Origin of the sequence: Pelagicoccus sp. SDUM812003 (assembly GCF_031127815.1) — a bacterium.
Taxonomy (GTDB): domain Bacteria; phylum Verrucomicrobiota; class Verrucomicrobiia; order Opitutales; family Opitutaceae; genus Pelagicoccus.
Map to the genome: position 1 here is coordinate 40,183 of NZ_JARXHY010000009.1, position 24,802 is coordinate 64,984.

General features: G+C 58.7%; 16 protein-coding genes and 1 pseudogene. 12 read left to right on the forward strand and 5 right to left on the reverse strand.

Translation table 11 applies throughout. The features are described 5' to 3' along the window. The first annotated feature begins 212 nt into the window (after positions 1–212). Positions 213–1,208 (forward strand): hypothetical protein, encoded by a 996-nt coding sequence (locus QEH54_RS13390; protein WP_309019195.1) that lies wholly within the window; start codon positions 213–215, stop codon positions 1,206–1,208. A gap of 343 nt (positions 1,209–1,551) precedes the next feature. Continuing rightward, on the forward strand, positions 1,552–2,331 hold the full coding sequence (locus QEH54_RS13395) for a PRC-barrel domain-containing protein (RefSeq protein ID WP_309019196.1): 780 nt from the start codon (positions 1,552–1,554) through the stop codon (positions 2,329–2,331). A 92-nt stretch (positions 2,332–2,423) separates the two neighbouring features. Here the strand turns inward: QEH54_RS13395 and QEH54_RS13400 are convergent. Continuing rightward, positions 2,424–3,299 (reverse strand): annotated as a pseudogene (locus QEH54_RS13400) (Na+/H+ antiporter NhaA). Between QEH54_RS13400 and QEH54_RS13405 the strand changes: the two are divergent. Genes QEH54_RS13405 through QEH54_RS13440 form a run of 8 tightly spaced genes read left to right on the forward strand, consistent with a single transcriptional unit; the run spans position 3,208 to position 17,347 of the window. Further along, positions 3,208–5,820 carry a tetratricopeptide repeat protein gene (locus tag QEH54_RS13405; RefSeq protein ID WP_309019197.1) on the forward strand — a complete coding sequence of 871 codons (2,613 nt, stop codon included), beginning with the start codon at positions 3,208–3,210 and terminating at the stop codon, positions 5,818–5,820. The pseudogene QEH54_RS13400 and the gene QEH54_RS13405 overlap by 92 nt on opposite strands. A gap of 40 nt (positions 5,821–5,860) precedes the next feature. Next, positions 5,861–6,670: a DUF4159 domain-containing protein gene (locus tag QEH54_RS13410; protein ID WP_345785658.1), complete on the forward strand. Its 810-nt coding sequence runs from the start codon at positions 5,861–5,863 to the stop codon at positions 6,668–6,670. Between the two features lie 32 nt (positions 6,671–6,702). Further along, entirely contained in the window at positions 6,703–7,692 is a 990-nt protein-coding gene (locus QEH54_RS13415) for a MoxR family ATPase (protein WP_309019199.1), read from the forward strand. A gap of 19 nt (positions 7,693–7,711) precedes the next feature. Beyond that, entirely contained in the window at positions 7,712–8,617 is a 906-nt protein-coding gene (locus QEH54_RS13420) for a DUF58 domain-containing protein (protein ID WP_309019200.1), read from the forward strand. After that, complete coding sequence (locus tag QEH54_RS13425; protein ID WP_309019201.1) at positions 8,614–10,644, forward strand: BatA domain-containing protein; 2,031 nt, start codon at positions 8,614–8,616, stop codon at positions 10,642–10,644. Before QEH54_RS13420 ends, QEH54_RS13425 begins: the two co-directional genes overlap by 4 nt. After that, on the forward strand, positions 10,644–14,030 hold the full coding sequence (locus QEH54_RS13430; protein ID WP_309019202.1) for a hypothetical protein: 3,387 nt from the start codon (positions 10,644–10,646) through the stop codon (positions 14,028–14,030). The genes QEH54_RS13425 and QEH54_RS13430 overlap by 1 nt, the downstream gene beginning before the upstream one ends. A gap of 9 nt (positions 14,031–14,039) precedes the next feature. Then, positions 14,040–16,391: a glutamine amidotransferase gene (locus QEH54_RS13435; protein WP_309019203.1), complete on the forward strand. Its 2,352-nt coding sequence runs from the start codon at positions 14,040–14,042 to the stop codon at positions 16,389–16,391. A gap of 44 nt (positions 16,392–16,435) precedes the next feature. After that, on the forward strand, positions 16,436–17,347 hold the full coding sequence (locus QEH54_RS13440) for a hypothetical protein (RefSeq protein WP_309019204.1): 912 nt from the start codon (positions 16,436–16,438) through the stop codon (positions 17,345–17,347). 102 nt (positions 17,348–17,449) lie between these two features. On the opposite strand, the gene QEH54_RS13445 is transcribed toward QEH54_RS13440, so the two are convergent. Together QEH54_RS13445 and QEH54_RS13450 are read right to left on the reverse strand one after the other, a co-directional pair. Further along, a complete protein-coding gene (locus QEH54_RS13445) occupies positions 17,450–17,902 on the reverse strand; it encodes a hemerythrin domain-containing protein (protein WP_309019205.1) in 453 nt (150 codons plus the stop codon). Between the two features lie 304 nt (positions 17,903–18,206). Beyond that, complete coding sequence (locus QEH54_RS13450) at positions 18,207–20,591, reverse strand: nitric-oxide reductase large subunit (protein ID WP_309019206.1); 2,385 nt, start codon at positions 20,589–20,591, stop codon at positions 18,207–18,209. 406 nt (positions 20,592–20,997) lie between these two features. Here QEH54_RS13450 and QEH54_RS13455 point away from each other — a divergent pair, with 406 nt between their 5' ends. Beyond that, complete coding sequence (locus tag QEH54_RS13455; RefSeq protein ID WP_309019207.1) at positions 20,998–21,573, forward strand: hypothetical protein; 576 nt, start codon at positions 20,998–21,000, stop codon at positions 21,571–21,573. A gap of 64 nt (positions 21,574–21,637) precedes the next feature. Here the strand turns inward: QEH54_RS13455 and QEH54_RS13460 are convergent, their stop codons facing one another. Together QEH54_RS13460 and QEH54_RS13465 are read right to left on the reverse strand one after the other, a co-directional pair. After that, positions 21,638–21,964 carry a TfoX/Sxy family protein gene (locus QEH54_RS13460; protein WP_309019208.1) on the reverse strand — a complete coding sequence of 109 codons (327 nt, stop codon included), beginning with the start codon at positions 21,962–21,964 and terminating at the stop codon, positions 21,638–21,640. 24 nt (positions 21,965–21,988) lie between these two features. Then, positions 21,989–22,405, reverse strand: coding sequence for a hypothetical protein (locus QEH54_RS13465; RefSeq protein ID WP_309019209.1), 417 nt, complete (start codon positions 22,403–22,405; stop codon positions 21,989–21,991). A 242-nt stretch (positions 22,406–22,647) separates the two neighbouring features. On the opposite strand from QEH54_RS13465, the gene QEH54_RS13470 reads away from it, so the two are divergent. Then, positions 22,648–24,657 (forward strand): glycoside hydrolase family 97 protein, encoded by a 2,010-nt coding sequence (locus tag QEH54_RS13470; protein ID WP_309019210.1) that lies wholly within the window; start codon positions 22,648–22,650, stop codon positions 24,655–24,657. Positions 24,658–24,802: the final 145 nt, after the last annotated feature.

The following is a 24,802-nucleotide window of genomic DNA, read 5'->3' on the forward strand; positions in this document are numbered from 1 at the left end:
GCGTCACTCGGCCGTCACAAGCGATCCCGCGAGTTGCGTTTCGCAACTCGACCGTTCATTGCCCGCGAAACGGAGAGGCGAAACGCACCTTCCGCTCAGGTCCCAACGCTAATAGTCTTTCAAAAGCTGGACGGCGCTCGGACACCCTCTGTTTTCGATTCCGTTAGTCGCCGCTTCCCCTTGAATCCATTTACCGAAGCATGCGATTCCAATTGTCAAAAGGTAAACAGATCCCCGCCTCCTCGCCCAGGTCTCTTCTGGCCGCGGCGGTCGCATCGCTTCTGATCTTCGCCGCTTCGTCCGGTCGCAGCGATCCAGACGCCGCCGCTGCCGCGTCCTGCAGAGCCCTCCAGAGCGACGAGTCCATCAGCCCATTCGCAGGCTACCGCGAGCGCATCGAGGCCCTTCGCAAGGGAGCATCGGAGCGCGGCTCGATTCGTTACACTGAAGTGCTGCGCTCCATTTATGAGGACGAGATGGACGAGTTGCTCGCGCAAAAACTGCGGTGGCAAACCCAGCATAGCGACGCCTTTCTCTTCTACTCGGACTACCGCAGCATCGACGAGGCCGTCGCTCTCTCAGTTTTCCAATCCAAGCGCAACCCACGGCTAGGCAGCACCCTAGTGGGCCGATACGAAGCCAATTCCAACACGATCGAGATCGCCCACGACGCCAGCGCGTTCGTGGTCATTCACGAATCCGGCCACACCCTGCAGCGCCAATGCCTGATTCACGATCCGCATGACTCCCGCCAAACGCATGGCGCCTCCGCCGAGAGTCATCAGCTCACATCCCTCTTCCAAAAGACCGCCAGCTCCAAGCGCGACCAGCTGCGCCTGCGCTACCTCGCCGCCCAGGAAGAGCTGGAAGTCAGGCTGCAGGACCTCAATCGCTTCTACGCCAACTGCACGGATGGTCGCCCCATCGCCAGCCCAATCGAAGCCTTGCAAGCCCTCGACTTGCTCGGACTCAAGCTGGACCAAGAAACCGTCCACGCCGCCCTGCAAGGCACCGACTGGGAGCAAGAGCCTGGCGAGATCGAAACCTTGCTCGCAGCCGACTCGCCCTATTCGAAGTCGCAGCTGAAAAGCGCTTTCGAAGACGCATGCGAACTGCTTCTGCTGCAAAAGCTGGTCCTGCGTCACCAGCCGGAGGCCTGGACGCTGACGCTGCGCAAGCTGCTTTTCGAAGCCCCTGGCCACCTTTAGCCCACGGTTCCGGCAAGGACCCGTTGGCGCTTGCTGCCTGCCCTGCTGCACGCGATCCCAAGCTCCGCTTTCGAAAGCCGGAAGCCCTCGCCCTTACGCATTGCGTTTTTCATACGAAATCGATTCCTAGGAGCGAAATGCACCTGACGAAATGCGCCACGTAGTGGAATTTTCGGTACAGAGATAACGAGTGCGCCCTCGGAGAAAGCGGCGACGCGACAGGCTAGTCGGCAAAGCTACCATTTGGCGCAGCTCTAGCAAACCGTTGGCTGATATCCGAAACGGAGGTCCAACAAATTCACATGATCAACCTCCTTCGATAAACCTATTCAATCAACACCATATGAAATACCCACATATCATTACGTCCACTGCTCTCGCCATCGCTCTCGTCACGACCGCTGGACACGCCGGAAAGGACAAGCACAAGGATGAAATGCACGACAGCATCACCGGCAAGATGAAGCGCGTGACCCAGGAAAGCCTTGACCAGCAATTCACCGCCCAGGACCTGATCGGAAAGTCGATCTACGACAGCCAAGGAGAGAAAATCGGCAGCGTGACCGACTTCTCGCTGCCGAGCCATGCATCGTTCCAGAAGATGCAAAACTCCCAGCAACACAGCGACAAGAGCCAGAAGGACGACTGGACCCAGCACTTGCCAAGCCTCGGAGAGGAAACCACGGTATTCATTTCCGTCGGCGGGCTGCTAGGCGTAGGCGACGATATCGTAGCGGTTCCCGCAAGCGCCATATCCTTCGACAGCCTGGAGGAACGCTTCACCCTACCGACCAGCAAGGAACAGGTCGTAGCTCTAGCGGAACAGGAGCCTTACGACGAAAACCTAGCGGATAACTCCGAGTATTCAGACAGTAGATACAGCGCCAAGCAGTCCTTCGACAGCGACATCGACGCGATCCGCCAGGCTTTCAACCAATCGCAAAGCGAAGACAACGAACTGGCCAACCTGAGCCTGGAAACCGATGGAGATAAACTCATCCTCAGCGGCCAGGTTTCCTCCGCGACCACCAAGCGTCGCGCCGAAAGCATCGCCCGCGAACACACCGACATGTCGATCGAAAACTCGATTCGCGTTTCTGATAAGAAATCCGGTCAATACTAATCCCATCGCCCAACGCATTTTGGGTCACTAAACCTGGCTAGCCTCCTCCGTGGGGGCTAGCCTTTAAGGCGTGCGATCGCGACGCCTCGCAATCACGTCCTCACGCACGTCACGAGAGAACGGATACGCAGCCACGCCCCGAGAGCCGCGAATGCCGATGCCAGCAAATCGGCGATCCATGAAACGGAATCGCTGTAGAAGATGGCGATCACCAGATTGGCTCCGGCATCGTCTACAATTGCCAGCGCCAAGAGGAAATCCCGCAAGCGCTTGGGCAGCCCTGATCCAACCAACGCCAGCAGCACCAGCGCGAAAGCGATATCCGTAGCCATGGGAATCCCCGAACCGCTCAGGCCTTCCCCTCCCATTGGCATGGCGATGGCAAAAACGACGCCGACCGGCTACCAGCATTCCGAACAAGACCGCCCCAAAGGAGCTGAGGCCTGCTTCTACGAGGAGAGCTGGCCCTGCACGAACTCTTTTTTCAGTTCCAAGGCGGCCACGAAGAAAAACAAGGCCATCAGAGCATCGTTCACCCATTCGCGCAAGGCCCGCTCGAAGTGGAAACCGCCTAACAAGACGCTAGCGGTCTCGCCACCCGGCGAGCGGGTTCGCCCCCCCCTCCACAACCGCGAGCTCCGCCTCGTTTCGATTTGGCATTCTCTCAGACATGCGCCCTGCTCCCATCTTTCGCTCAAGCGATCCCTCGCATCGCGACGAAGCGCATAGCGTCCCCTGACGCTACAAGCGCTGGACCAACACCGATACGCCCGGGCGAATGCCACACGATCGACCGAGTGACAGCTTGCCGAATCTCGCACAATCGATACGCTGCTCGAGACGTCTTCCTCATAGTCGTCAAACCGCCTGTCGCCTGTGTCACCTGGATTTCGATCAAGCCGCCTACGCCACGCCGCCACCCTCGCGCTGCTCTTCGCCCTCGCGCTCGTCTCGACGCGTCCAGTCATGGCGGTGGACTTCGACGCTCCGCCTCCCAACCTCGACACAGCCCGAAAGCTCTACGAGTCGGGAAACTACCAGCAAGCCATCGACTACGCCACCAACGGGCAGGAGCTCGACCCATGGATTTCGACCTGGGAGGTCATCAAGTCCCGTTCCTTGCTGGCCCTCGGACGCTACGAAGACGCCTACCGTAGTCTGAGCGCTTTCGTCGACGACCGACAGTACGAGCTGCTGCCACGCCTGCTCCTGCGAGAGGCCTGTCTCTATACCGCTCGCTACGAAGAGGCTCGCAGCCAGTACGACGCCCTCGGCTTTCTGGTAAACGAATACTCGCGCCGCTACGGCTACAACCCTGAGGACATCGTATCCGTAGGCCGCATCGCCGAACTGTACGAGGTGGAGCCGAAGATCGTTCTGGAAAGCTTCTACCGTCGCGCCCAGGAGCTGCGCACCGCTCCCGCCTCCGCCTTCCTCGCCGCGGGAGATCTGGCTCTGGACAAACACGACTACCAGCTCGCCTCGAAGACCTTTCAGCAAGGGCTCGAGTCCTTTCCCGAAAATCCCGACCTGTGGCACGGCCTGGCTGAGTCATTTCGAGAGGACGACCGCAGCAAGCTCGCAGAATACGCCAGCCGAGCTCTGGAGATCAACCCCAAGCACACTGCCACGCTCTGCCTGCTGGCGGAAAACCACATCGCCGCCGAGTCTTACCCAGCCGCCGAGACCTTGCTCGACATGGCCTTGCAGACCAACCCGCTCTCGCCCCATGCCCTTTCGCTCAAAGCTTCCATCGCCTACATAAAAAACGACAACGCGCGGGGCGACGAGCTGCGGGCCGCGGCCCTCTCCACCTGGACCAGCAATCCCTCCGTCGACTACCAGATCGGCCTCCAGCTCTCGCGCAAATACCGATTCGAAGACGCCGCCACTTCCCAGCGCATCGCCCTCTCGCTGGACGAAACCTTCACCCCCGCTCGCATCCAGCTCGCTCAGGATCTGCTCCGGCTCGCCCGTAACGAGGAGGCCTGGAAGCATGCCGAGCGCGTGTATCGAGAAGATCCATACAACATAGCCGCCTACAATCTCGTCACCTTGGAGGAACGTCTCTCGCAGTTCGCCACGCTGGAGTCGGAGCGCTTTCTGGTGCGCATGAGCTCCACCGAGGCTCCCATCTACGGGCAACGCGTCTTGAACCTGCTCGAAAACGCCTACGCCACCTTGTCGGAGCGCTACGGTATCGAGCTCCCGCTGAAAACCACCGTCGAGATCTATCCCAATCCTGCCGACTTCGAAACCCGCACCTTCGGCATGCCTGGCACGCCAGGCTTTCTCGGCGTCTGCTTCGGACCGGTTTTCACCATAAACAGCCCTGCCAGCCGGGCCAACAACTGGGAGGCGGTGCTCTACCACGAGTTTTGCCACAGCATCACCCTTACCCTTAGCCAAAACCGCATGCCCCGCTGGCTCTCGGAGGGCATCTCCGTCTACGAGGAGCGATTGGCCAATCCCGCTTGGGGCCAGCGCATGAGCGCCAACTACCGAGACCGCATCCTCAGCGGCGCCATGCAGACCATCGGCGACATGAGCTCCGCTTTCCTCAAAGCCGAAGACGGAGAGGACATCCAGTTCGCCTACTTCCAATCCTACCTCGTAGTCGATTTCCTAATACGGGAGCATGGCATGGAAGCGATGCGAGGCCTCCTGGCTGATCTCGGGGAAGGGGTGGAGGTCAATCAGGCCATCGCCAAGCGCTTCGCTCCGCTGCCCCAACTCGACGAGGCCTTCGCCTCCTTCGCCCAGGAGCAAGCCCGCCAGCTAGCCGGCGACTATCGATTCAGTCCGCCTGACTCGCCCTTCGCTTCGGCGCTGCTGCTACTGCAACCGAAAAAGGACTATCGCCTCGCCCTGCAAGACGGTCGGGCCTTGCTCGAGCAGGGAAACTGGGAACAAGCCGTCGCGGCCCTGGAGCCTCTCGTCGCCGAAGCCGGCTACCTGCCAGGCGAGGAAAACGCCCACTGGCCGCTCGCTCGCGCCTACCGCGAACTGGGCCAGGAGCAAAAGGAGATCGAGACCCTGCGAGCGATCACCCGTCACGAGGCAGGGCGCCTTGGCCCGGTGGAGCGCCTGCTGGAGCTTTCCCTTTCGCGACAGGACTCTGAAAGCGCGTTCAAATGGGCCAACGCCTGGATCGCCATCAACCCCATGGCGGAAACGCCGTGGCGGGCGCTGCTGCGGTCCGCGATCGACAACGAACGCTCCGACTACGCGGCCGAAGCGGCTCGCTCGCTCATCGCCCTCAACCCCCCAGACAAACCTTCGCTGCACTACCAGCTGGCGGAACTGCTGCAGACCAGCGACGCCCCTGCGGCCAAACGTCACGTGATGCTCGCCCTGCAGGACGCACCCCGCTTCCAAAAGGCATACCTTCTGCTCGACAAGCTGCAAAAGGCCATCGCCGCCGAAAACCGGCAAACGCAAACCGATCCCCTGAACGCTCTCGATCTTGACAACAACTTCTTCCAGTAGAACGCCTCGCTCGCCGGACGTGTATCCGTTTTTCCATGCCATGCTGGTCTTGGCTACGGTCCTTATCGCCGGGCTCGCGGCTCCAGACGCCAAAGCTCAGCTGAGCGATCGAGCCGGCGTGCCGGAATGGGAGGTACCCACCCAGTTCAAGCACGACGTCTTCACCTTCGCCCGAGTGCGCTACGACTCCTTCGACGGTGGCGGCGGCTGGGGACGGCGCGGCGGCCGCTGGTCCACCGACTACCCGGACGCCGAGCTCAACCTCGCCTACCGACTGCAGCAGATGACTTCTCTGAAGGTGAACCCCGACTCCGCGGTGGTTCGCCTGGACGAAGACGATCTCGCCGACTACCCCTTTCTCTACATGGTCGAGCCGGGCAGGCTGATCTTTCGCGAAAGCGAAGTGACTGCCCTGCGGGACTACTTGCTCAATGGCGGATTTCTCATGGTGGACGACTTCTGGGGCGATTCCGAATGGGAGAATCTAAGCTACGAGCTCGGGCGCGTGTTCCCCGATCGCGAGATTCACGATCTCCCCCTGGAGCATCCGATCTTCCATATCGTCTTCGACCTGAAAGAGAAACCGCAGGTCCCGAGCATCTACCACGCCCGATCCTACGAAGGCACCGGCATCACTTGGGAGACCGACAAAGGGCCGGGAGCGGAACATGTGCACTACCGGGCGATCTATGACGACAACGGACGCATGTGCGTCATCATTTGCCACAATACCGATCTCGGCGACGGCTGGGAACGCGAGGGCGAATCCGAATGGTACTTTCACGAATTCGCCGAAAAGAAGGCCTACCCGATGGGCATCAATATCATCGTCTACGCCATGACCCACTAGCCGTCCGACCCAACAAAATACGCATCCATTTCATGAATACTACCGACGAACCTATCGACTCCCAATCCGCGCTCTTCGAGAAGCTCCAGAACGGTCGCCTGAAACTCGAAGCCGAGCTCTCCAAAGTGATCGTCGGACAAAAGGAAGTCACCCGCCAATTGCTCATCGCCTTGCTCTCCGGCGGGCACTGCATCGTGACCGGCGCCCCGGGTCTCGCTAAGACGCTGCTGGTGAAGTCCATCTCCCAAGTCTTCCAGCTGAACTTCCAGCGCATCCAGTTCACCCCCGACCTCATGCCGGCAGACATCACCGGCACGGAAATCCTCACCGACACCCCGACCGGACGGCAGATGACTTTCGTCCGCGGTCCAGTATTCACAAACCTGTTACTAGCCGACGAAATCAACCGCACGCCCCCGAAAACCCAATCCGCCTTGCTGGAGGCCATGCAGGAGCACCAGGTGACAGCTGCCGGAGCGCGACACACCTTGCAGGAGCCTTTTTTCGTGCTGGCCACCCAGAACCCAGTGGAAATGGAGGGCACCTATCCGCTACCTGAAGCTCAGCTCGACCGCTTTCTCTTCAACGTGCTCATCGACTACCTGCCAGAGGAAGACGAAATCGAAGTGGTCCGCCGCACCACCGCAGGCCCGAGCCAACGCATCGAACCGGTCTTCACCGCTCAGGAAATCATCGCCATGCAGGCGCTGGTGCGAGAGGTCCCGATCAGCAGCGACGTCATCCAATACGCCGTGCAGCTCGTGGCCCGCACCCGCCCTGAATCGGAAAGCGCTCCGGACTACATTCGCAAATACGTGCAATGGGGCGCTGGCACCCGCGCCGCTCAAGCTCTCGTGCTCGCCTCCAAAGCCCTCGCCCTGTGGGAGGGCAAGGCCTACGCGAGCAAGGAACAGATCAAATCGCTGGCGAAACCTGTACTGCGTCACCGGATACTGCTCAACTACCGAGCGGAAGCCGAGTCCACCTCAGTGGAGCAGATCATCGAAAAACTGGTAGAATAGATAACACGCCCCCAACGCCGTGCCAAGCAACCCGTACAGCCCTACGACGTCCGTCGATCCCGAAGCCTTGCTCGCCATACGCGATCTGGAACTGCGGGCCCGAATCGTTGTGGAAGGCATCTGGGCAGGCTTGCATCGCAGCCCCTATCACGGCTTTTCCGTCGAGTTTTCCGAGTACCGCCAGTACAGTCCGGGAGACGATCTACGCTACCTCGACTGGAAGATTCTCGCTCGAACGGATCGCGAATACCTCAAGGTTTTCGAAGACGAGACGAACCTGCGTTGCCTCATCCTCGCCGACGCCAGCAAATCGATGGAGTTTGGTTCCGGTTCGTATTCTAAATTCGACTACGCTCGCACCATAGCGGCTACGCTATCCTACTTTCTCTCCAAACAGCGAGACGTAGTCGGCATCGCACGGTTCGACAGCGCCATCACCGACTACCAGGAGCCCAAATGGCGCCCGGGTCACCTGAAACGGCTTTTCGCCTTGCTGGAGCGCCCCGCGGAAGGACAGGCCACCGACTTGAAGGCGGCGCTCGAAGCCACGCTTCGACTCGCCCGCCGCCGCTCGCTTGTGATCCTGATTTCGGACTTTCTCAGCGATCCGCATGAATGGAGCTCGGAGCTGGCCTACCTACGCTCCATGGGACACGACGTGCGTGGGCTTCAGGTGCTCGATCCCGCAGAGGTCAACCTTCACTACGGCAAGGCCGCCTATTGGAACGACGTGGAAACGGGAGAGCTTCGCTACGTCGATCCCGATTCCGCTCGCGACGACTACACCAAGCGGTTTTCGGAACGGCAGCGGCAAGTCGGATCCGCCTTCGCCTCAGCTGGAGCTCGCCTGCAAACCATCACCACCGACCAGCCCCTGGACCTGGCTTTGGTCGATTTCGTGAGGGAGCTTAGGAAAACGCGATGAGCTTCCTCGCCCCACTCTTTCTCGCCGGCTTGGCGTTGATCGCCGGACCGATCCTCTTTCACCTGATTCGACAGGCGCCGCGCAACCGCATCCCCTTCAGCTCCACCGAGCTGCTCGACCACAGTCAACCGAAGACTGAGAGTCGTCGACGTATCCAGAATCCCCTTCTCCTTATCATTCGCTGCCTAGTCGTCGCATTGCTCGCCTTGGCCTTCGCCCGACCGTTCTTCCCTGAACAATCTCTTTCTTCGGCCTCCTTCACCCCCTCGATCGATCGCGTGCTTCTCATCGACATGAGCGCCAGCATGCAGCGTCCCGGCGTGAGCGACAGTCTTGAGGAATCGGTCAGAGAAATCCTCTCCGCCGCTGCGCCCCAGTCGCGTATCAGCATATTCGGTTTCTCGGATACCGTCACTCCGATCGTAACAGCCGAGCAGTGGCAGAACTGGCCGATCGATCAGCGAACGCAGCTCGCCTTGCAGCGTATCGCCGCTACACCCGTCACCGATTTCCCGACACGACTCGACTTGGCCATCGAACACGGATTGGACGAGCTGGCCCGATTGGGCGAGCAAACAGAAGAAAAACGAATCGCCGAACTCATCGCGCTTTCCGATTTCGCCAAAGGCTCCTCATTCAGCGGCCTTGCCGGTCTGGACTGGCCTAACGAAACCTTTCTCAAGCGTATCCAGGTAGCCCCGACGCCACCGCCAGTCAACGCCAGCCTTAGCTGGGCTGGCTGGGAGTGGAACGCCGAGCAACAGCTATTTGCGGAATTAAGACTTTCCCTCGACTCTCCTCCGGAGAAACCGCTCGACCTCTCAGTGCAAGCCTTCCATGCGATCGAGGCGCAACCTTTGAGCCAGCCCGTCACGGCAGTTCTCGCCGCGGGCAAGGGATTCGTCCCGATTTCCATTCCTCTAGCCACCGGCTCGGACGAGCTACCGATTCGCTTCGAGCTGTCCGGCGACGAGGTAGCGTTCGACAACCAACTCTATCGCGCTCCCAGGTTTATTCCCACTGTCACGATCGCCCTTCTGAGCGACGCCCAACTCGCCGACCCCCAACAAGCTCCCTACTTCATCGAAAAGGCGCTCAAGGGTATCGACAATCCTAGGACAAGACTTCTTCCGGTCGACTCGTTCTCGACAGACGCTGACCTGACAATTGTCGACAAGCCGCTCGACAGGCAAAGCCTTCAGCGCCTTCGGAGCGAAGCGCAAACGGGTGGAACCGCCTTCCTGATCGTATCCGATTCGAGCAAGGAAGACACCTTGCGAGCCCTTTTCGACGATCGCCAATGGCAGATTGACGAAACGCTCGACCAAGACCTTCGCATCGGAGAGATCGACTTCGAACATCCGCTTTTCGAGCCCTTCGCCGATCCTCGCTTCAGCAATTTCGCCAACATCAACACCTGGAAAGCCCCTCGTATCCAGTTTCCTGATTCTCCTGACATACGAAAGCTCGCCTCCTACGACAATGGCTCCCCTCTCCTGCTAGAAGCGAAGCTGGGCGGCGGAACGGTGTTCGTATGGGCAGGCGACTGGTCGCCTCGCTCCTCCCAGTGGGCCCTCTCCAGCAAGTTCGTTCCGTTCCTGTACCAGCTTTGCCTCCAGTCAATCGGCGGTCCTCCGCCCGCCAACAACCTCTATCTCGATCGCGCTCTGCTCGCTCAGCAGTCTATCCGAGCGGACCAGCTGCCCATCACCCGAGCCGGGATGTATCAGGTCGAAGGCCGCGGAAACGCCCCCTGGCTCGCCCTGCAGGTCGATGCCAGCGAAAGCTCCCTTCACCCCATCGACGAGGATGAATGGGATAGATTGGGTCTACCAGAATACGATCCAAGCCGAATCAGCCAAGTCGCCCAGTCGATCGCCGCTGCCAGCAGTCGCGAGAGCTCGCAACAGCTAGAAGAAAGGCAGGCCGTTTGGAAGTGGACCCTATGGCTCGTCATCCTCCTCCTGCTCAGCGAAAGCTTGCTGGCGACCAAACCAGCTAGGACGAAAGGAGAACAGGCAGCGTAATGGATCGTCAACTACACCCCATCAAAAAAGGGCTCACGCCGCGTTTGCGCATTCTTTTGGATCCCGTAGCGCGGCGCCTCATCGCGCGCGACTGCCAGCGCAGTCGGACACGACTGTTCCTTTTCGCAGGCTTGCTCGCCTTGCCGCTGTTAGCCTTAGCGGCGCTGTACCCACAGTGGGCTTCCTTGCTCCTAGTCTCCATGGCCCTCGGCGGCATCGCTCTCATCATTCTTTCATGGCTCAAAGAGCGTTCAGTCGACTACGACTACCTCGCCGCAGCCAGAGCGATCGAAAAGGAGCATCCCGAACTCAACCAGGCCCTCATCACTGCCGTGGAGAGCGAGCTTTCAGGTAAATCATCATTCCTTGGTCGCCGCGTTGTGGAGGACGCCTTAGCCCATCCGAGTCGGAAAAACTGGGCGGAAGCGGCCACCCGATCCGAAACCCGTTCGCGTATCCAGTATTCCAGTGCGCTAGCATCTTTCTTCGTCCTGATGCTCGCCGCATACTACATCGCCCAGCAGGAGACCGCCCTCACCCCTGGACAGCCTGGGATCGACCTCGCCGATCGGACCCTGACCGTCGAACCTGGGAATACCGAAATTGAACGCGGCTCCTCGCAAGTCGTTATCGCCCGCTTCACTGGTTCCCCTCCTGACGAAGCCTTTATCGAGTTCTCCCCCTCGCCCAACAGCAGCGATTCCTCCGCCAAGATGGTCAAAAGCCTGTCCGACCCAGTTTTCGCATTCACCTTGAGCTCAGTCGAGCAGTCCACCGAGTACCGGATACGCTATGGAGAGCAGACCAGCCAGACCTACTCGCTCTCCGTTTACGACCTTCCTCAGCTGACCAAAGCGGACGCCTCGCTCTCCTTTCCTGAATACACCGGATGGCCCGATCGAGACGTTCCCGATACGCTTCGCGTTTCCGCGATCGAGGGTACCCAGCTTCAATACCGTTTCAATACTAACAAGCCCGTGGCGAGCGCCGTTCTGGAAGACGAGACCGGCGAACGCTTTCCGCTCCTGCCAAGCAACGAAGCATCTACTCAATTCGTATACGAAAAGAAAATACAAAGCAGCCTGCGCTTCACACTGCATCTCGATGATCTAGACGGCAGGAGCAATGCTTTGCCGCCTCGCATCCAGATCCAAGCCATCGCCAATCAACGGCCCACGCTACGAGTGGATACTCCACGCGGCGATCAACGGTACTCTCCCATCGAAGAGATCGTCTTCTCCGGCGAGGCGAGCGACGACTTCGGGCTGCTCGACTACGGAATCGGTCTGGTTTATTCCAGCGATCGCCCGATTGAAACCTCACTGCAGAAGGAAAGCGAAGCAGAAGAAAACGCGCTTAGCGCCCAGCTCCGTCATCAAGTCGCTCTCGAGCGGAAATCTCTCCAGCCCAGAGACTCATTCAGTTGGTACCTCTGGGCCAAGGATTTCGGTCCCGACGGCGAGATTCGGCACACCACGGGAGATCTCTACTTCGCGGACATTCGCCCCTTCGACGAAATCTTTCGCGAGCAGGATCCCGGAGGTGGCGGACAGGGGGGCATGGGCGGCCAAGGGATGGAATTGATCGAGAAGCAGCGGCAAATCACGATATCTCTGTTCCGTATCAAAAATACTGAGACACCGCCAGAGAGCAGGATAGAGGACCTGGTGACGCTGCAGCATTCCCAGCTCGAGGCCTACAGCGAACTCCAGCAAATGCACCAGATGTTAGAAAACCCGAGCGACAAGCAAATCGCCTCCGACGCCCTCCGCTTCATGGAAGGAGTCGAGCTGAGCTTGACTCAGGCCATCGATGACTCGACCGACCAGCCTCTTCCCGCCGCTTGGTCCGACGCCCAATCAGCCTACCAGGAGCTGATCAAGCTGAACGATTCCGAGTTCAATGTCGCTCGTTCTCAGAACCAGTCCGGCGGAGGCGGCTCAGCTTCCCGCAGTCAGCGGCAGATCGACGAGCTCGACTTTCGAAATGAGGAAAACCGCTACGAAACCGCCACCCAGGCTCAGTCGCTCGCTTCTCCCGAAGAGCGACAGAATCTCGAACTGATCGCCAAACTCAACGAGCTTTCGCGACGCCAAGGCGACCTCAACGAGCGTATCCAAGAAATGCAGGCCGCTATCGCCAACGCGACTACAGAAGAGGAGCGACGAGAAGCGGAACGGGAGCTCAAGCGTCTCGAAGAGGAGCAGCGCCAGTTGGTGCAAAACGCGGACGAAGCGATACAGCAGGCCGCCAATCGCCAAGGCGCAAGGCAGGCTCGCGAGCAACTGCAGGAAGCGAGAGAGCGCATGCAGCAGTCTGCGGAGGACCTTCAGCAAGGCGACGTCTCACAAGCGCTCGCCGCCGGTAGCCGCGCGGAAGAGACGCTGGAACGGAGCAAGGAGGACATGAGAAACCGAAGCTCCAGCGCCTTCTCCGAAGCGATGCGCGAGGCCCGCCGCCAAGCTCGCGAACTGGCAGAGCAACAACAGGAACTGCAACAGCAGGTGAGCGATTTCGAGGCCGAGTTCTCTCGGCGTCTCGACGATTCCGAACAGCGCGACGAGCTGGCGAATCGCATCGACAAGCAATCCGACCGAGTGGAAGCCTTTCTGGAAGAAATGCGCCAGGTCGCCGAAGGGGCTGAATTCGCCGAACCCATGCTCTATCGCGAGCTGTATCAGGTTCTTCGCGACAGCAACGGAGCCGAGTTCGAGGAACGCTACACTCAAAGCGAGCAACTGCTTCGACAAGGATTTCTCCAGAACGCAAATCGCGAGCAGCAAGGACTCGCCGAAGATCTGGAGCGCTTGAGCGATCGCGTATCCCAAGCGGCGGAAAGCGTGCTCGGCGACGAGAGTTCGGAGCTAGCCTTCGCAGAAGAGGAGATCGAATCGCTGCAGCAGCAGCTTGATTCGGAACGCCAGTCTTCAGAAGGCCAAGCCCGATCCCAGGAATCCTCCAGTCCAACCGCCTCTGGAGGGCAAAATGGCAACCAATCCATTGAGGACCGCATTCGCAGCGCTCTTTCGGAAATTGGAAACCGCAACCAAGGTCCGCTGACTGGCAGCGGCTATGAGGACTGGATCGATCGTTTGAGCACCGTAGAGGCCTTGATCGACGATCCTATCGCTAGAGCTCGCATCGAGGAAGCGCGCGAGCGCGCAGAGGACGCTCGCAGAGACTTCAAGCGTCACGGCGAGCTCCCCCAGTGGGAAATGATTCAAGACGAGATCGCCGCTCCCTTGAACGATGTAAGCGTGTGGTTGCGTTCCGAGTTGAACCGTATTGAAAACCCGGATGCGCTCCAACCGATCGACTCGGACCCAGTTCCGGAAACCTACGAAGCCTTCGTTCGCCGCTATTACGAATCACTTGGCGAGCAATGACCTGCTGATATGATTTTCCCAAACAACACGCCCTGGATCCTGGTCGCAATACTTGCCGCTGCGCTGATCTTCCTGTCCTGGCGTTCCTGGAGAGGCAGCTCTCAAAGAAGCGCCGCAGCGATCGCGCTGCGATCCGCAGGCATTTTGCTGCTGGCTCTGGCGCTCCTAAACCCGCAACGGGTATTCGAACGTCCCATACAAGGTCAGAACATTATCGCATTGCTCGCCGACGACAGCCTAGGCATGCGAATCAAGGATCCCGGAGAGCTCCTGGATCGGGGCGAGAGGATGAGACAGGCCCTGCATGGTCGCTCCTCCGGATGGTTGACCGATCTGGAAGAGGACTACCAAGTTCGTAGCTATCGATTTTCGAAATCGCTTCAACGCATTTCCAGCTACGATTCGCTCGCATTCGAAGGCCAAAGCAGCAAGATCTCCTCCGCCCTGAGCAGCGTCCAGCAACGTCTCGACGAGCGACCCCTCGCCGCGATCGCCCTTCTCACCGACGGCAATGCCACCGACCAGCCGCTCAGCGATAGCCAGCTCGCCGAGCTGCCTCCCATATTCCCAGTGCTGATAGGCGAAGCCACGTCAGTACCAGACCTTTCAATACAGAGGGCTGAATTGAACGTCTCGGCATTCGGCGACGCTCCTCTCAGCTTGGAGGCCAAGTTCCGCCTGCAAGGCCTTGGCCCCTCCAAAGTGAAGACCACCCTCTCCCAAATCACGCCTACCACCATGAGGCGCGATCTTCCCATCGAAGAGAGGACCCTCACCTTCGAAGACGAACAGCAGGAGATGATACAGCGCTCGCAATGGCAAGGCAGCGGAGGTGGCATGCAGTTCTTTGAGCTCCGCGCCGAACTCGCTACCGAAGATGGTCTAGCCACACCCTCCGAAGCCACCCTAACCAACAACCGGCGTCTGCTGGTAGCGGACCGAGGTAAGGATCGCTATCGACTGCTCTACGTGACCGGTAGACCGAACTGGGAATACAAGTTTATGAATCGCGCCTTGAGCGAAGATCCTCAGCTGGAAATGGTCGGCCTGCTACGAGTGGCGAGCAAGGAGCCTCAGTTCGAATTCAAAGGACGGGCAGGCGAAAACAGCAACTCCCTCTACCGCGGCTTCGGCCGCGAAGACGAGAACGAGCGCTACGACGAGGCGGTGCTCATTCGCATGAATACGCGAGATAAGGATGAGCTCTTCGGAGGCTTTCCCAATACCGCGCAAGAACTTTTTGAATACGACGCGCTCCTCCTCGACGATATCGAAGCGGACTTCTTCACCTTCAATCAACTCGCCCTGATCCGAGACTTCGTTCGCCAAAGGGGAGGCGGACTCATGATGCTCGGAGGTGTGAACAGCTACGAGGACGGCGGCTACCATGACTCCCCGCTCGCCCAGCTTCTGCCCTATTACCCCACTCCATCCGCCTCCGACGAAACCACGGATCGGCAGGTCGCGTGGGACCTAACGCGAGATGGCTGGGTCGAGCCATGGATGCGCATCCACGATCTGGAGACAGTGGAGCAGCAGCGCATCAGCCAGATGCCTCTCCTGCGCGTTTACAATGTTTTCGGAAAACCGAAACCCGGCTCGCGGCAACTGGCTGTGCTCGAGGAAGCGGACGGCATGGAACGGCCCGCTCTCCTGGTTCGAAACTTCGGATCGGGTCGCGTGGCAAGTCTGGCGGTGGGCGACTTGTGGCGTTGGGGCATGCAGGACGCGGCGTCTCAAGCGGATCTGGCCCAGTTCTGGCGTCAGGTCTCCCGATGGCTGGTGAAGGACAATCTCAGCCGGTTCAGCCTCTCGGCAACCGTTTCCGAATCTGGAGAAACCAGCCTCCGAGCCCGTGCCCTCGACCCCGAATTTCTTCCTTTGCGCTCCAGCCGCGCCCTAGCGACCGTCACCCGAATCGCATCCGCCTCCGATCGCTCGCAAACCAGCGAAACGCTGCTCCAGGTCGACATGGCGACTGTATCCGACAGTCCAGGACAATTTACGTTAGACCTACCAGCGCTCGAGGATGGAATCTACCATGCAAGCGTCGAAGTCCTCGATGGCAGCGGAGCCATTCTCGGAGAAGCGGAAACCGGCTGGGCGCTGGATGCTCTATCGGCGGAATTCGCTTCCTTGTCACCAAATCGCAACTACCTGGAGAGAATCGCACGCGCTACAGGAGGAGAGGTGCTCGAGCTTTCGGAACTGCCGGAGCTGGGGGCGCAGATTCGATCCCAGCCTGCTCCCGCCACCGAGACCCTGCTCAAGCCGATCTGGCACAACAACCTATTCTACCTCGCGGCGCTCGCGGCGTTTCTAGGCGAATGGCTCATGCGAAGAAAGAGAGGTTTGGCGTGATTTCTCCAGTGAGATTCCTTTTCGCAATAGCGACTGCCTGGTCCATGTTGACGAGTAGCCTGCCCGCTCAGACCCTACTGCTGATTCAGGGAGCGGCTGGCGAGGAGAGCTTTCGCGAAGGTTTCGATCGAGCCGCAGACACTTGGGTCGAACTGGCGGAGCAAGCGGATCTGCAGACCAAGCGTATCCAACAAACGGAGCAAGGCATCGAACCTGCGGACCAAGTCGTTTCCTGGATCGCAGAGCAGCCAGAGGATTCCGAACTCTGGATCGTATACATTGGCCACGGTACGCATTCCTCGACCGCGACCAAACTCAACTTGGTAGGGAAGGACCTGAGCGTCCAGGACATCGCGGCCGCGCTGAGAGCCCATACCGGCAACTTGATCTTTATTCACGGCGGCTCGGCGAGCGCCCCCTTCATCCCCGCGTTATCGGGCGAAAAGCGGGTTATCATCACCGCGACCCGAAGCGGATCCGAGCAGAACTACGCCCGATTCGGCGAATACTTCGCTCAAGCCCTGGCGAGCGATCAAAGCGATCTGGACAGGGACGGGAGCGTCTCGCTACTTGAAGCCTATCTCAGCGCGTCGCAAGCCGTTGATTCCTATTACTTCGAAGCCGGACGCCTCGCCACGGAACACGCTTTGATAGATGACAATGGGGATGGGAGAGGAAGCCAGGCAGAGCTATTCGACGGCTTGCGCGCAGCACAGGGCGTCGATATCGCCCGAGCTGATGGACGACTCGCTCGCCGCGTTTCCCTGAAGCCGCCTGATGAGAGTATCCAGCTAACAAGCGCGCAGCGCGAACTGAGGAACAAACTAGAGCTCCAACTGGAACAACTGCAAGGAGACCGCGATTCGATGAGCGACGCGGAGTATTTTCGCGAGCTGGAGGCAATCCTCAGCGAACTCTCCGTGCTGTACCTCCCGAGCGAAGCCGAAGACTCCTAGCCGCATTTTCGCTTTCTAAGGACGGCTCAGGATAAAAGGCGTGGCAGCCGATATCCGCCACGCCTTTCCTATTCCGTCAGGCTCCTCCCCAAAGGCTCGTCATCACCTTCTCAACCTTTCGAGGACAGCTGGAAACAATTCCGCGTTCTCCAGATTGGCATGACGCCTAAGGTCCTCCTCGAATTCCTCCAATCCGGAAAACAGAGCCCGGTAGGTGTTGCATGCATGCTCGGGCGCTTGATAGTCGTCACTCAACGTTTTGATGCGAGCCATGGCCTCGCCCGCTACATCGAAATTCCATCGCATAGCGCTGAGCAGCTCGTCCGCATGCGCTGGCTCGAGCGTCAGCAACGGATCGGCCAGTCGATGTATTTGGGGGAAGATTTCAAGCTCCTCCTTGGCGAGCTGCTTAAGGAGTTCGAACGAGAGGTCATCGAAGGTATCAAGGATTTCCACAAGCCGTGGTTCCCTTTCCCCATGAACCGTAGCGACTCGCTTCGCCATGGCCAGCAGACGTGGCGTTTCCTCGCGAAAACGATCATGATACGTATTCACAATATAGTGACATAGATCCGAAAGTCGCATTGTGGCAGGACTCACCTCCTCCAGCGTCTCCGCCTCCATCTCTCCCTCAAGCAAAACAACCAAGTCATCAACCTGAAGCCCTTTGCTTTCACACGCTTCGCGCAAGGTTCTCTTTCCTTGGCAACAAAAGTCGATCCGATGCTTCTGGAAGATCCTAGAACGCCCAGGGCGCTCCGCCACGAGGTCTCCGATGGGACGATTCTCGAAACCTGCGTTTCTAAACGATATGTTATTCTCCATCTCCTTTGTATTCTGTATTCTGTTACACGTTCTATCACACCAAAGCATGCTCCGACTCCGGACTGGCAGACCCAGGTCTGACTCGTCCACCGGCCTTACCCCCAAGTTCGAGCTCCGATCCTCCCTTCGCTAGCTTGAAGACGTGCAGGACGAAGGCTCCCACGCCTACCGCGAAGAGGATATCTCCCACGGTTCTAAGCCAACGCAGCGCCTCCATGGTATCGCTCTGCATGAATTCGGCGGATCTCGCGTACCACATGCCCTGCTCCAGGCTCGCCCAGACCTGCCAAAGACCGATCGGCAGCAGGGATAGCAGGACCATGGCGGTCAGACCCGCGTTCAATCCCCAGAACGATACCCAGATCAGTCGATCGTTCTCAACGGCGTTTGGACGCAGGCCCTTCAAGCAGAACAGAACTAGTCCGATGCCGAGCATGCCGTAAACTCCGAAGAGCGCCGTGTGACCATGCACTGCCGTCGTATTCAATCCTTGCATATAGTAGAGCGCGATGGGTGGATTGATCAAAAATCCGAATATGCCCGCTCCCACCAGGTTCCAGAAAGCAACCGATACGAAGAAGTAGATCGGCCACTTGTATTCCTTCACCCATGACGCGGATCTCGAGAGTTTCAGATTTTCAACCGCTTCGAATCCGATCAGTACCAATGGAGCGACCTCCAGAGCGCTGAATACCGAACCGAGAGCCAGTATGGATGTCGGCGTTCCGGAAAAATAGATGTGGTGAAACGTGCCGATGATTCCGCCGAAGAGAAAGATAGTGGTCGAAGCCAGGGCGGCCTTGGTCGCGAAGACGCTTCCTATCAGTTTCAAGCGAGTGAAGAGAAATGCGATCACCACGGTGGCGAACACTTCGAAGAAACCCTCTACCCAAAGATGGACCACCCACCAGCGCCAGTACTCAGCCAACGCTAGATGCGTATCCTTCCCCCACATCAAACCAGCTCCGTAGAACAAGGCGATCGCAGTCGAGGCTACCAGAAAGAGAGCGATCAGGTGACGGTTCTCGCTCGGCTTGCGCAAAGCAGGCCAAATCGCCCTCACCATCAATCCAAGCCACAGAAACAGCCCAACAAACAGGAAGATCTGCCAGAATCGGCCAAGATCCACGTATTCATAACCTTGATGCCCAAACCAGAAATTCGTTTCCAAACCAATCGTCTGACGCGTTCCAAGCCACTCCCCGAAGAGGGAGCCAAACACGATCACTACCAAACAGACAAAGAGCAGATCGACGCCGATACGCTGAAACTTCGGTTCGTATCCAGAAACCGCTGGCCCAAGAAAGAGACCGGTAGCCAGCCAAGCGGTTGCGATCCAGAAAATGCCAAGCTGCGTATGCCAAGTCCGAGTGACGGAGTACGGAATCCAGTCCGCGAGCGGAAATCCGAAAAAGCCATCGCCTTCTACCCCGTAGTGCGCGGTGAGAATGCCCATCGCTATCTGCAGCAGAAGCAGCAACCCTACGACCGCAAAGTACTTGTAGGTTGCCCGCATCGATGCAGTGATCGTCAAAGTCAGCTTGGGAGCGGACCCGGGAGCCCTGTGCTCCTCCTCTTTCGATGCGGCGATCCTCCAAGCCAAAATCGCGATGCCGACCAGCAGGAGAATCACGCTAATGATAGACCAAAGCACCACGCCCGAACTTGGGGCATTGCCGATGGCATCCTCCGCTGGCCAATTGTTGGTATAGGAAATCGCAGACTTGCTATCCCAAAGATTTCCTTCTCGATATTCATCGCGAACCGTGGTGGTGGCCCAGGTGGTCCAGAAGAAGAAAGCGTTCAACTGATGCTGGCGCTGTTCGTCCTTGATGGTATTTCGGGCGATCGCGTAGTAGTCCCTCAACTCCACAGGATCGTATCCTCCATCCGAATACGGCTCGACCGCTGAGGCGAACGCGGTATCGTCTCCGAATATCGCCGCGTAGTAGGCCGAAAGAGATTTAATAACCTCCGCCCTCTCCTCGGAAACGTTCAACGCTCCGCTTTCCGAATCATAGGTGTTGCGTCTCATTTGCTCCTTGACCAGCCGATCCAACCTCAGTCGATCCAAATCGCTCAGCTCGGCGTAGGGTTTGCTCGTTTCTCGCTCGGACAGTCGATCGCGCAGCATGAGCAGCTCCCGATGCGCCCAATCCGCATTCCAGTCCGGAGCGACATAGGAACCGTGTCCCCAGATGCTCCCGACTTCCTGTCCACCGATCGACTGCCAGACATTCTGTCCGGTCCTGATATCCTCTCCAGTGAACAAGGTCTCCCCGCTCTCCGACCGCACGCGTTCCGGTATCGGAGGAGCCTTTCGGTAGATTTCCAGCCCATAGTAACCAAGCGTCGCGAAGGACGCCACGATCACTGCGGACAAAGCCAGCCAGTAGTTCGCATATTTGAATCTAAGCATCGGATTGTTCCCCTGTTTTTAAATTGGATAGGACCATCCAATTTACGACAATGCATCCAAACTGGGTAACTGGATGTCAACGTCCATTTTAGGTTTTTTATCAAACGCCAAGCGTGGCCCTTCTATAAGCCAGCGTCGGTGGCGACACCCTTCGTCCGATCCGCTGACGACACCGCCGCGCTCGTCGGGTGGTTCTTCAGCGACCTGATCGGGCTCGCCAGGCATGACGGGGACGCGTTTCGTCTCCCGCTAGGATGGGATACAATTTCCCCTGATACATTCTCTCTAGCAGCAATCCGCAGCGCTCGGTTTTCGTGGTAACCAGTCGACGTATGAAATCGGCAAAGGCGAAAACGCCCGCGCAATCCACGTGTTTCGTATCCACAATTCTTACACACCTATCAAAATGAAAAGAATCCAAACCCTATTTTTCGCGGGACTCGCATCTCTCACCTTCGCTGCGGGCGCCTCTGGCGACAGCCTACTGGGTCAGCGCTACGTTGGCCTGAGCATCGGAAGCGATTTCGATTTCGACGAGGCCTCGTACGGCATCGAGTTCAACTCGAATCTCCATCGAGGCTTAGACCTCGGCCTCGATCTGGCGAGCTCCGACGACGGCGACAGGATCATGGCCACCCTCGACCTTACCTTCTACCGCGACCTGACCGGCGGGCAGCGAAGCTTTGCCTACTTCAGCCCGATCGCTGGCTACGTGGACCTCGACTACCCATCCCTTTTCGAGGATTCGAACAGCTTTCTCTACGGAGCGAAAGTCGGCATCGAGCATCAACTCACCGATAGGACCAATCTCGACCTTTCTACCGCCTATATCGATACGGACGAACTCGGCGACCTCGGCGTGACTTTCGGGGTCGAAATCAACCGCTGGCTGACCGACTCCATCAACGCCGGAGTCGAGATTTCGTACAATAGCGAGGCGGAAGACGAAGCCATCAGCCTCTTCGGGCGCTGGCGCTTCTGATCAGTCCGAAAACGCTTTTCCACAACAAACAGTCCTCAGCCCCGAAGTTCGCTTCGGGGCTTTTTCATTTCCCTGGCAGTGCGCCCACGAACCGTTCAGCGAAGGCGATCCAGCCGCTCAGCGCCGGCCCGTCGACCGCTTTCGCATCCACCTCGATGAATCCCCCCATCTTGCGGCCAGTTCTATTCATCGACCGCGCTTCCGGACGCCTCAAGGCCTCCGCCTCGAGCTCCTTGCCCACTCTAAACATGTACCAGTCATCGGCTGTTCCGCAGAGCATGTTTCCGTTCAGGAAGAAACAAACCCCGCCAAACATCTTGCGTTCGCTCACACCCGATCGATCCAGCAGCTGCTGCCTCAAACCTTCCGCCAACGCTTCGCTGTACGCCATGTCAGAACGGTTTCCGCCCTCGGACTATTCGCTAAACGACTGCACCTCGCCGTCCTGGAACCAAACCGTGCGCTTGATGCGGTGATCGCCACCCACAGAAGTTCCCACACTACCGCTGACGCCGCTTCGTCCGCCCCAGCCGCCCACGCCGACGCCAATGCCGATGCGAGGCGACTTCTTTTCCCAAACCCAAAGCGTGCCCTCGCCGTCGGCCCGAACTTCACGCGTCACGTAGTCCGGATCGCCCCAGGCCATGCGCACCTGCTCTTCGGTAAACCCGAGGTCGATCTCCCCCTTGCGAATCATCTCCTGCCGCTCCTCCGGCCAGGAATCGAAATCGCGCATCCCCTCATCGATCCGTTGCGCCAGATTGGGTCCCGCGCAGGACGTCGCAAGCAACGCCAGCGGCAACAAACCGATTTTTCTCCAAGCTCTCTTCATAGCGTCCTCCCGTTTTGACGAAAATAACAGACCGTCCCTAGCTAAAGGGCCCTTTCCCACCGACACAAGCGCGCCTTGATTGTTTCCCCTCCATCGAGTCGGAATCGCCTATCGACACCCGCCGCCAAAGCCCAATTTCCGCTCCTCGCGGAAAAAAAGGTCGCATTTCCATCCGGCAGTCCTACAAAGAAGGGAATTAAGATTTAACCTTAAATCTCAACCCCGTTAGACTCGTCCTACCCATGTACAAGACACTCTGCATCGCGGCTCTCTCAGCCCTACTGTTCGCCTGCGCGAAAGAGCCGTCGGCCTTCGCTCAGGCGGACCTTTCCGTGCGCTCGCCTGACGGCGAAAACGTCATTCGCTTCGAGCTGGAGCGTGGCCAGCCTAGCTATCAGGTCGATCGCGCCGGCTCGCCCGTCATCGAGCCCTCCGCGTTGGGCTTTCTCTTCAAAGGCGAAGATGCCCCGCTCGGCCCCTTCGAAATCGTTTCATCGGATAGCTCCAGCTTCGACGAAACCTGGCAGCAGGTCTGGGGCGAGAAGCAGCACATCCGCAACCACTACAACCAGCTTAGCGTGACCTTGCAGGAAACCGCCAAGCCCCAGCGGCAGTTGACCCTGCAGTTCCGAGCCTTCGACGATGGCATCGCCTTCCGCTACCTTTTCCCCCAGCAGGGCGACTCCGACCTGGTGATCATGGACGAGCTCACCGAGTTCAAGCTGGCCGAGGACGGCACCGCATGGTGGATAGGCGCGTATCAGGAAAATCGCTACGAATACCTCACCACCGAGTCTCCCGTTTCCACCTTGGAGAAAGTCCATACCCCGCTCACCATAAAGAGCGATAGCGGCCTCTACCTCAGCTTTCACGAAGCCCGCTTGGTCGACTTCGCCAGCATGGTGCTGGAGCGCACCGACGACACCTCCCTAAAAGCCGACCTCGTCCCTTGGGCCGACGGCGACCGCGTGAAGACCGACGGCTCCTTCACCAGCCCCTGGCGCACGGTGCAGATCGCGGAAAAGCCGGGCGACCTCATCACCTCCTACATGATCCTCAATCTAAACGATCCCAACGTCATCGAAGACACTTCCTGGATCGAGCCGCACAAGTACCTCGGCATCTGGTGGGGCATGCACATCGGCAAATACACCTTCTGGGAAAGCGAAACCCACGGGGCTTCCACTAAAAACTCCCTCGAGCACATCGACTACTGCAAGAAGCTCGGCATCGACCACCTGCTCATCGAAGGCTGGAACAAGGGATGGACTCCCGCCTGGTACGAAAACGCCATGCACATGTTCAGTTTCACCGAGGGCACCGACGACTTCGATTTGAAAACCGTAGCCGACTACGCCCGCGAAAACGGGGTCAAGATCATCGGCTACCACGAGACCGGCTCCAACATCGTTAACTACCGCAAGCAGATCGACGCCGGTATGAAGCTCTATCAGGAGATGGGCATCAACGACGTGAAGATCGGCCAGGTCGGCTCTCGCCTCAACATGACCGAATGGCACCACGGCCAGTTCGGGGTGAACTACTATCGAGAAGTCCTCAAAAAGGCCGCCGAATACCAGCTCACCGTCAACTTCCACGAACCCATCAAGGATACCGGCGAACGCCGCACCTACCCGAACATGATGGCGCGCGAAGGAGCCCGCGGACAGGAGTACAACGCATGGAGCGAAGGAAATCCGCCTTCCCATACCGCCACCATCCCTTTCACCCGCATGCTAGCCGGCCCCATGGACTTCACCCCCGGCGTACTGGACGTGGAAATCAAGCAAGGCTACGAAGGTCGCGACGTGCACACCACCGCCGCCAAGCAGCTCGCTCTCTACGTCGTATTGTATTCTCCGATACAAATGCTAGCCGACCTTCCGGAAAACTACGATGGACACCCAGCCTTCAAATTCCTGCAGGACGTGCCGGTCGACTGGGAGGACACCAAAGTGCTCGACGCAGAGATCGGAGACACCATCACCACTGTGCGCAAGGACCGCTACAGCGACGACTGGTACCTCGGCAGCCTGACCGACGAAGAAGGACGCTCTCTGGAGATCTCCCTCGATTTCCTCGAGCCAGGCGCAAATTACGAAGCCCAAATCTACGCCGACGCGGAAGGCATCACCTACCAGAAGAACGCCACCGAAGTAGCTATCTCCAGCCAGCAGGTCACCAGCGCTGACAGCCTCACCCTGAAACTGGCCCCGGGTGGCGGCACCGCCATCCGCTTCAAGAAACTCTAAACATCATCAGGTTACAATGGCGGGGCTGCTTCGGCAGTCCCGCTTCATTTCCTCCCCTTGCGGCGCGGGATTGTCCACCTTCGTTCTCTGGTGAGACCAAGCTAAGCCGCCCGCAACGCATCCTCGTTGTGGACTTTCCTCCAAC

Bases quoted from the DNA above. Each gene is read 5' to 3' on its own strand.
- QEH54_RS13395 (WP_309019196.1), top strand. From the start codon at position 1,552: ATGAAATACCCACATATCATTACGTCCACTGCTCTCGCCATCGCTCTC.
- QEH54_RS13410 (WP_345785658.1), top strand. From the start codon at position 5,861: ATGCTGGTCTTGGCTACGGTCCTTATCGCCGGGCTCGCGGCTCCAGAC.
- QEH54_RS13415 (WP_309019199.1), top strand. From the start codon at position 6,703: ATGAATACTACCGACGAACCTATCGACTCCCAATCCGCGCTCTTCGAG.
- QEH54_RS13425 (WP_309019201.1), top strand. From the start codon at position 8,614: ATGAGCTTCCTCGCCCCACTCTTTCTCGCCGGCTTGGCGTTGATCGCC.
- QEH54_RS13430 (WP_309019202.1), top strand. From the start codon at position 10,644: ATGGATCGTCAACTACACCCCATCAAAAAAGGGCTCACGCCGCGTTTG.
- QEH54_RS13435 (WP_309019203.1), top strand. From the start codon at position 14,040: ATGATTTTCCCAAACAACACGCCCTGGATCCTGGTCGCAATACTTGCC.
- QEH54_RS13440 (WP_309019204.1), top strand. From the start codon at position 16,436: ATGTTGACGAGTAGCCTGCCCGCTCAGACCCTACTGCTGATTCAGGGA.
- QEH54_RS13450 (WP_309019206.1), bottom strand. From the start codon at position 20,591: ATGCTTAGATTCAAATATGCGAACTACTGGCTGGCTTTGTCCGCAGTG.
- QEH54_RS13455 (WP_309019207.1), top strand. From the start codon at position 20,998: ATGAAAAGAATCCAAACCCTATTTTTCGCGGGACTCGCATCTCTCACC.
- QEH54_RS13460 (WP_309019208.1), bottom strand. From the start codon at position 21,964: ATGGCGTACAGCGAAGCGTTGGCGGAAGGTTTGAGGCAGCAGCTGCTG.
- QEH54_RS13465 (WP_309019209.1), bottom strand. From the start codon at position 22,405: ATGAAGAGAGCTTGGAGAAAAATCGGTTTGTTGCCGCTGGCGTTGCTT.
- QEH54_RS13470 (WP_309019210.1), top strand. From the start codon at position 22,648: ATGTACAAGACACTCTGCATCGCGGCTCTCTCAGCCCTACTGTTCGCC.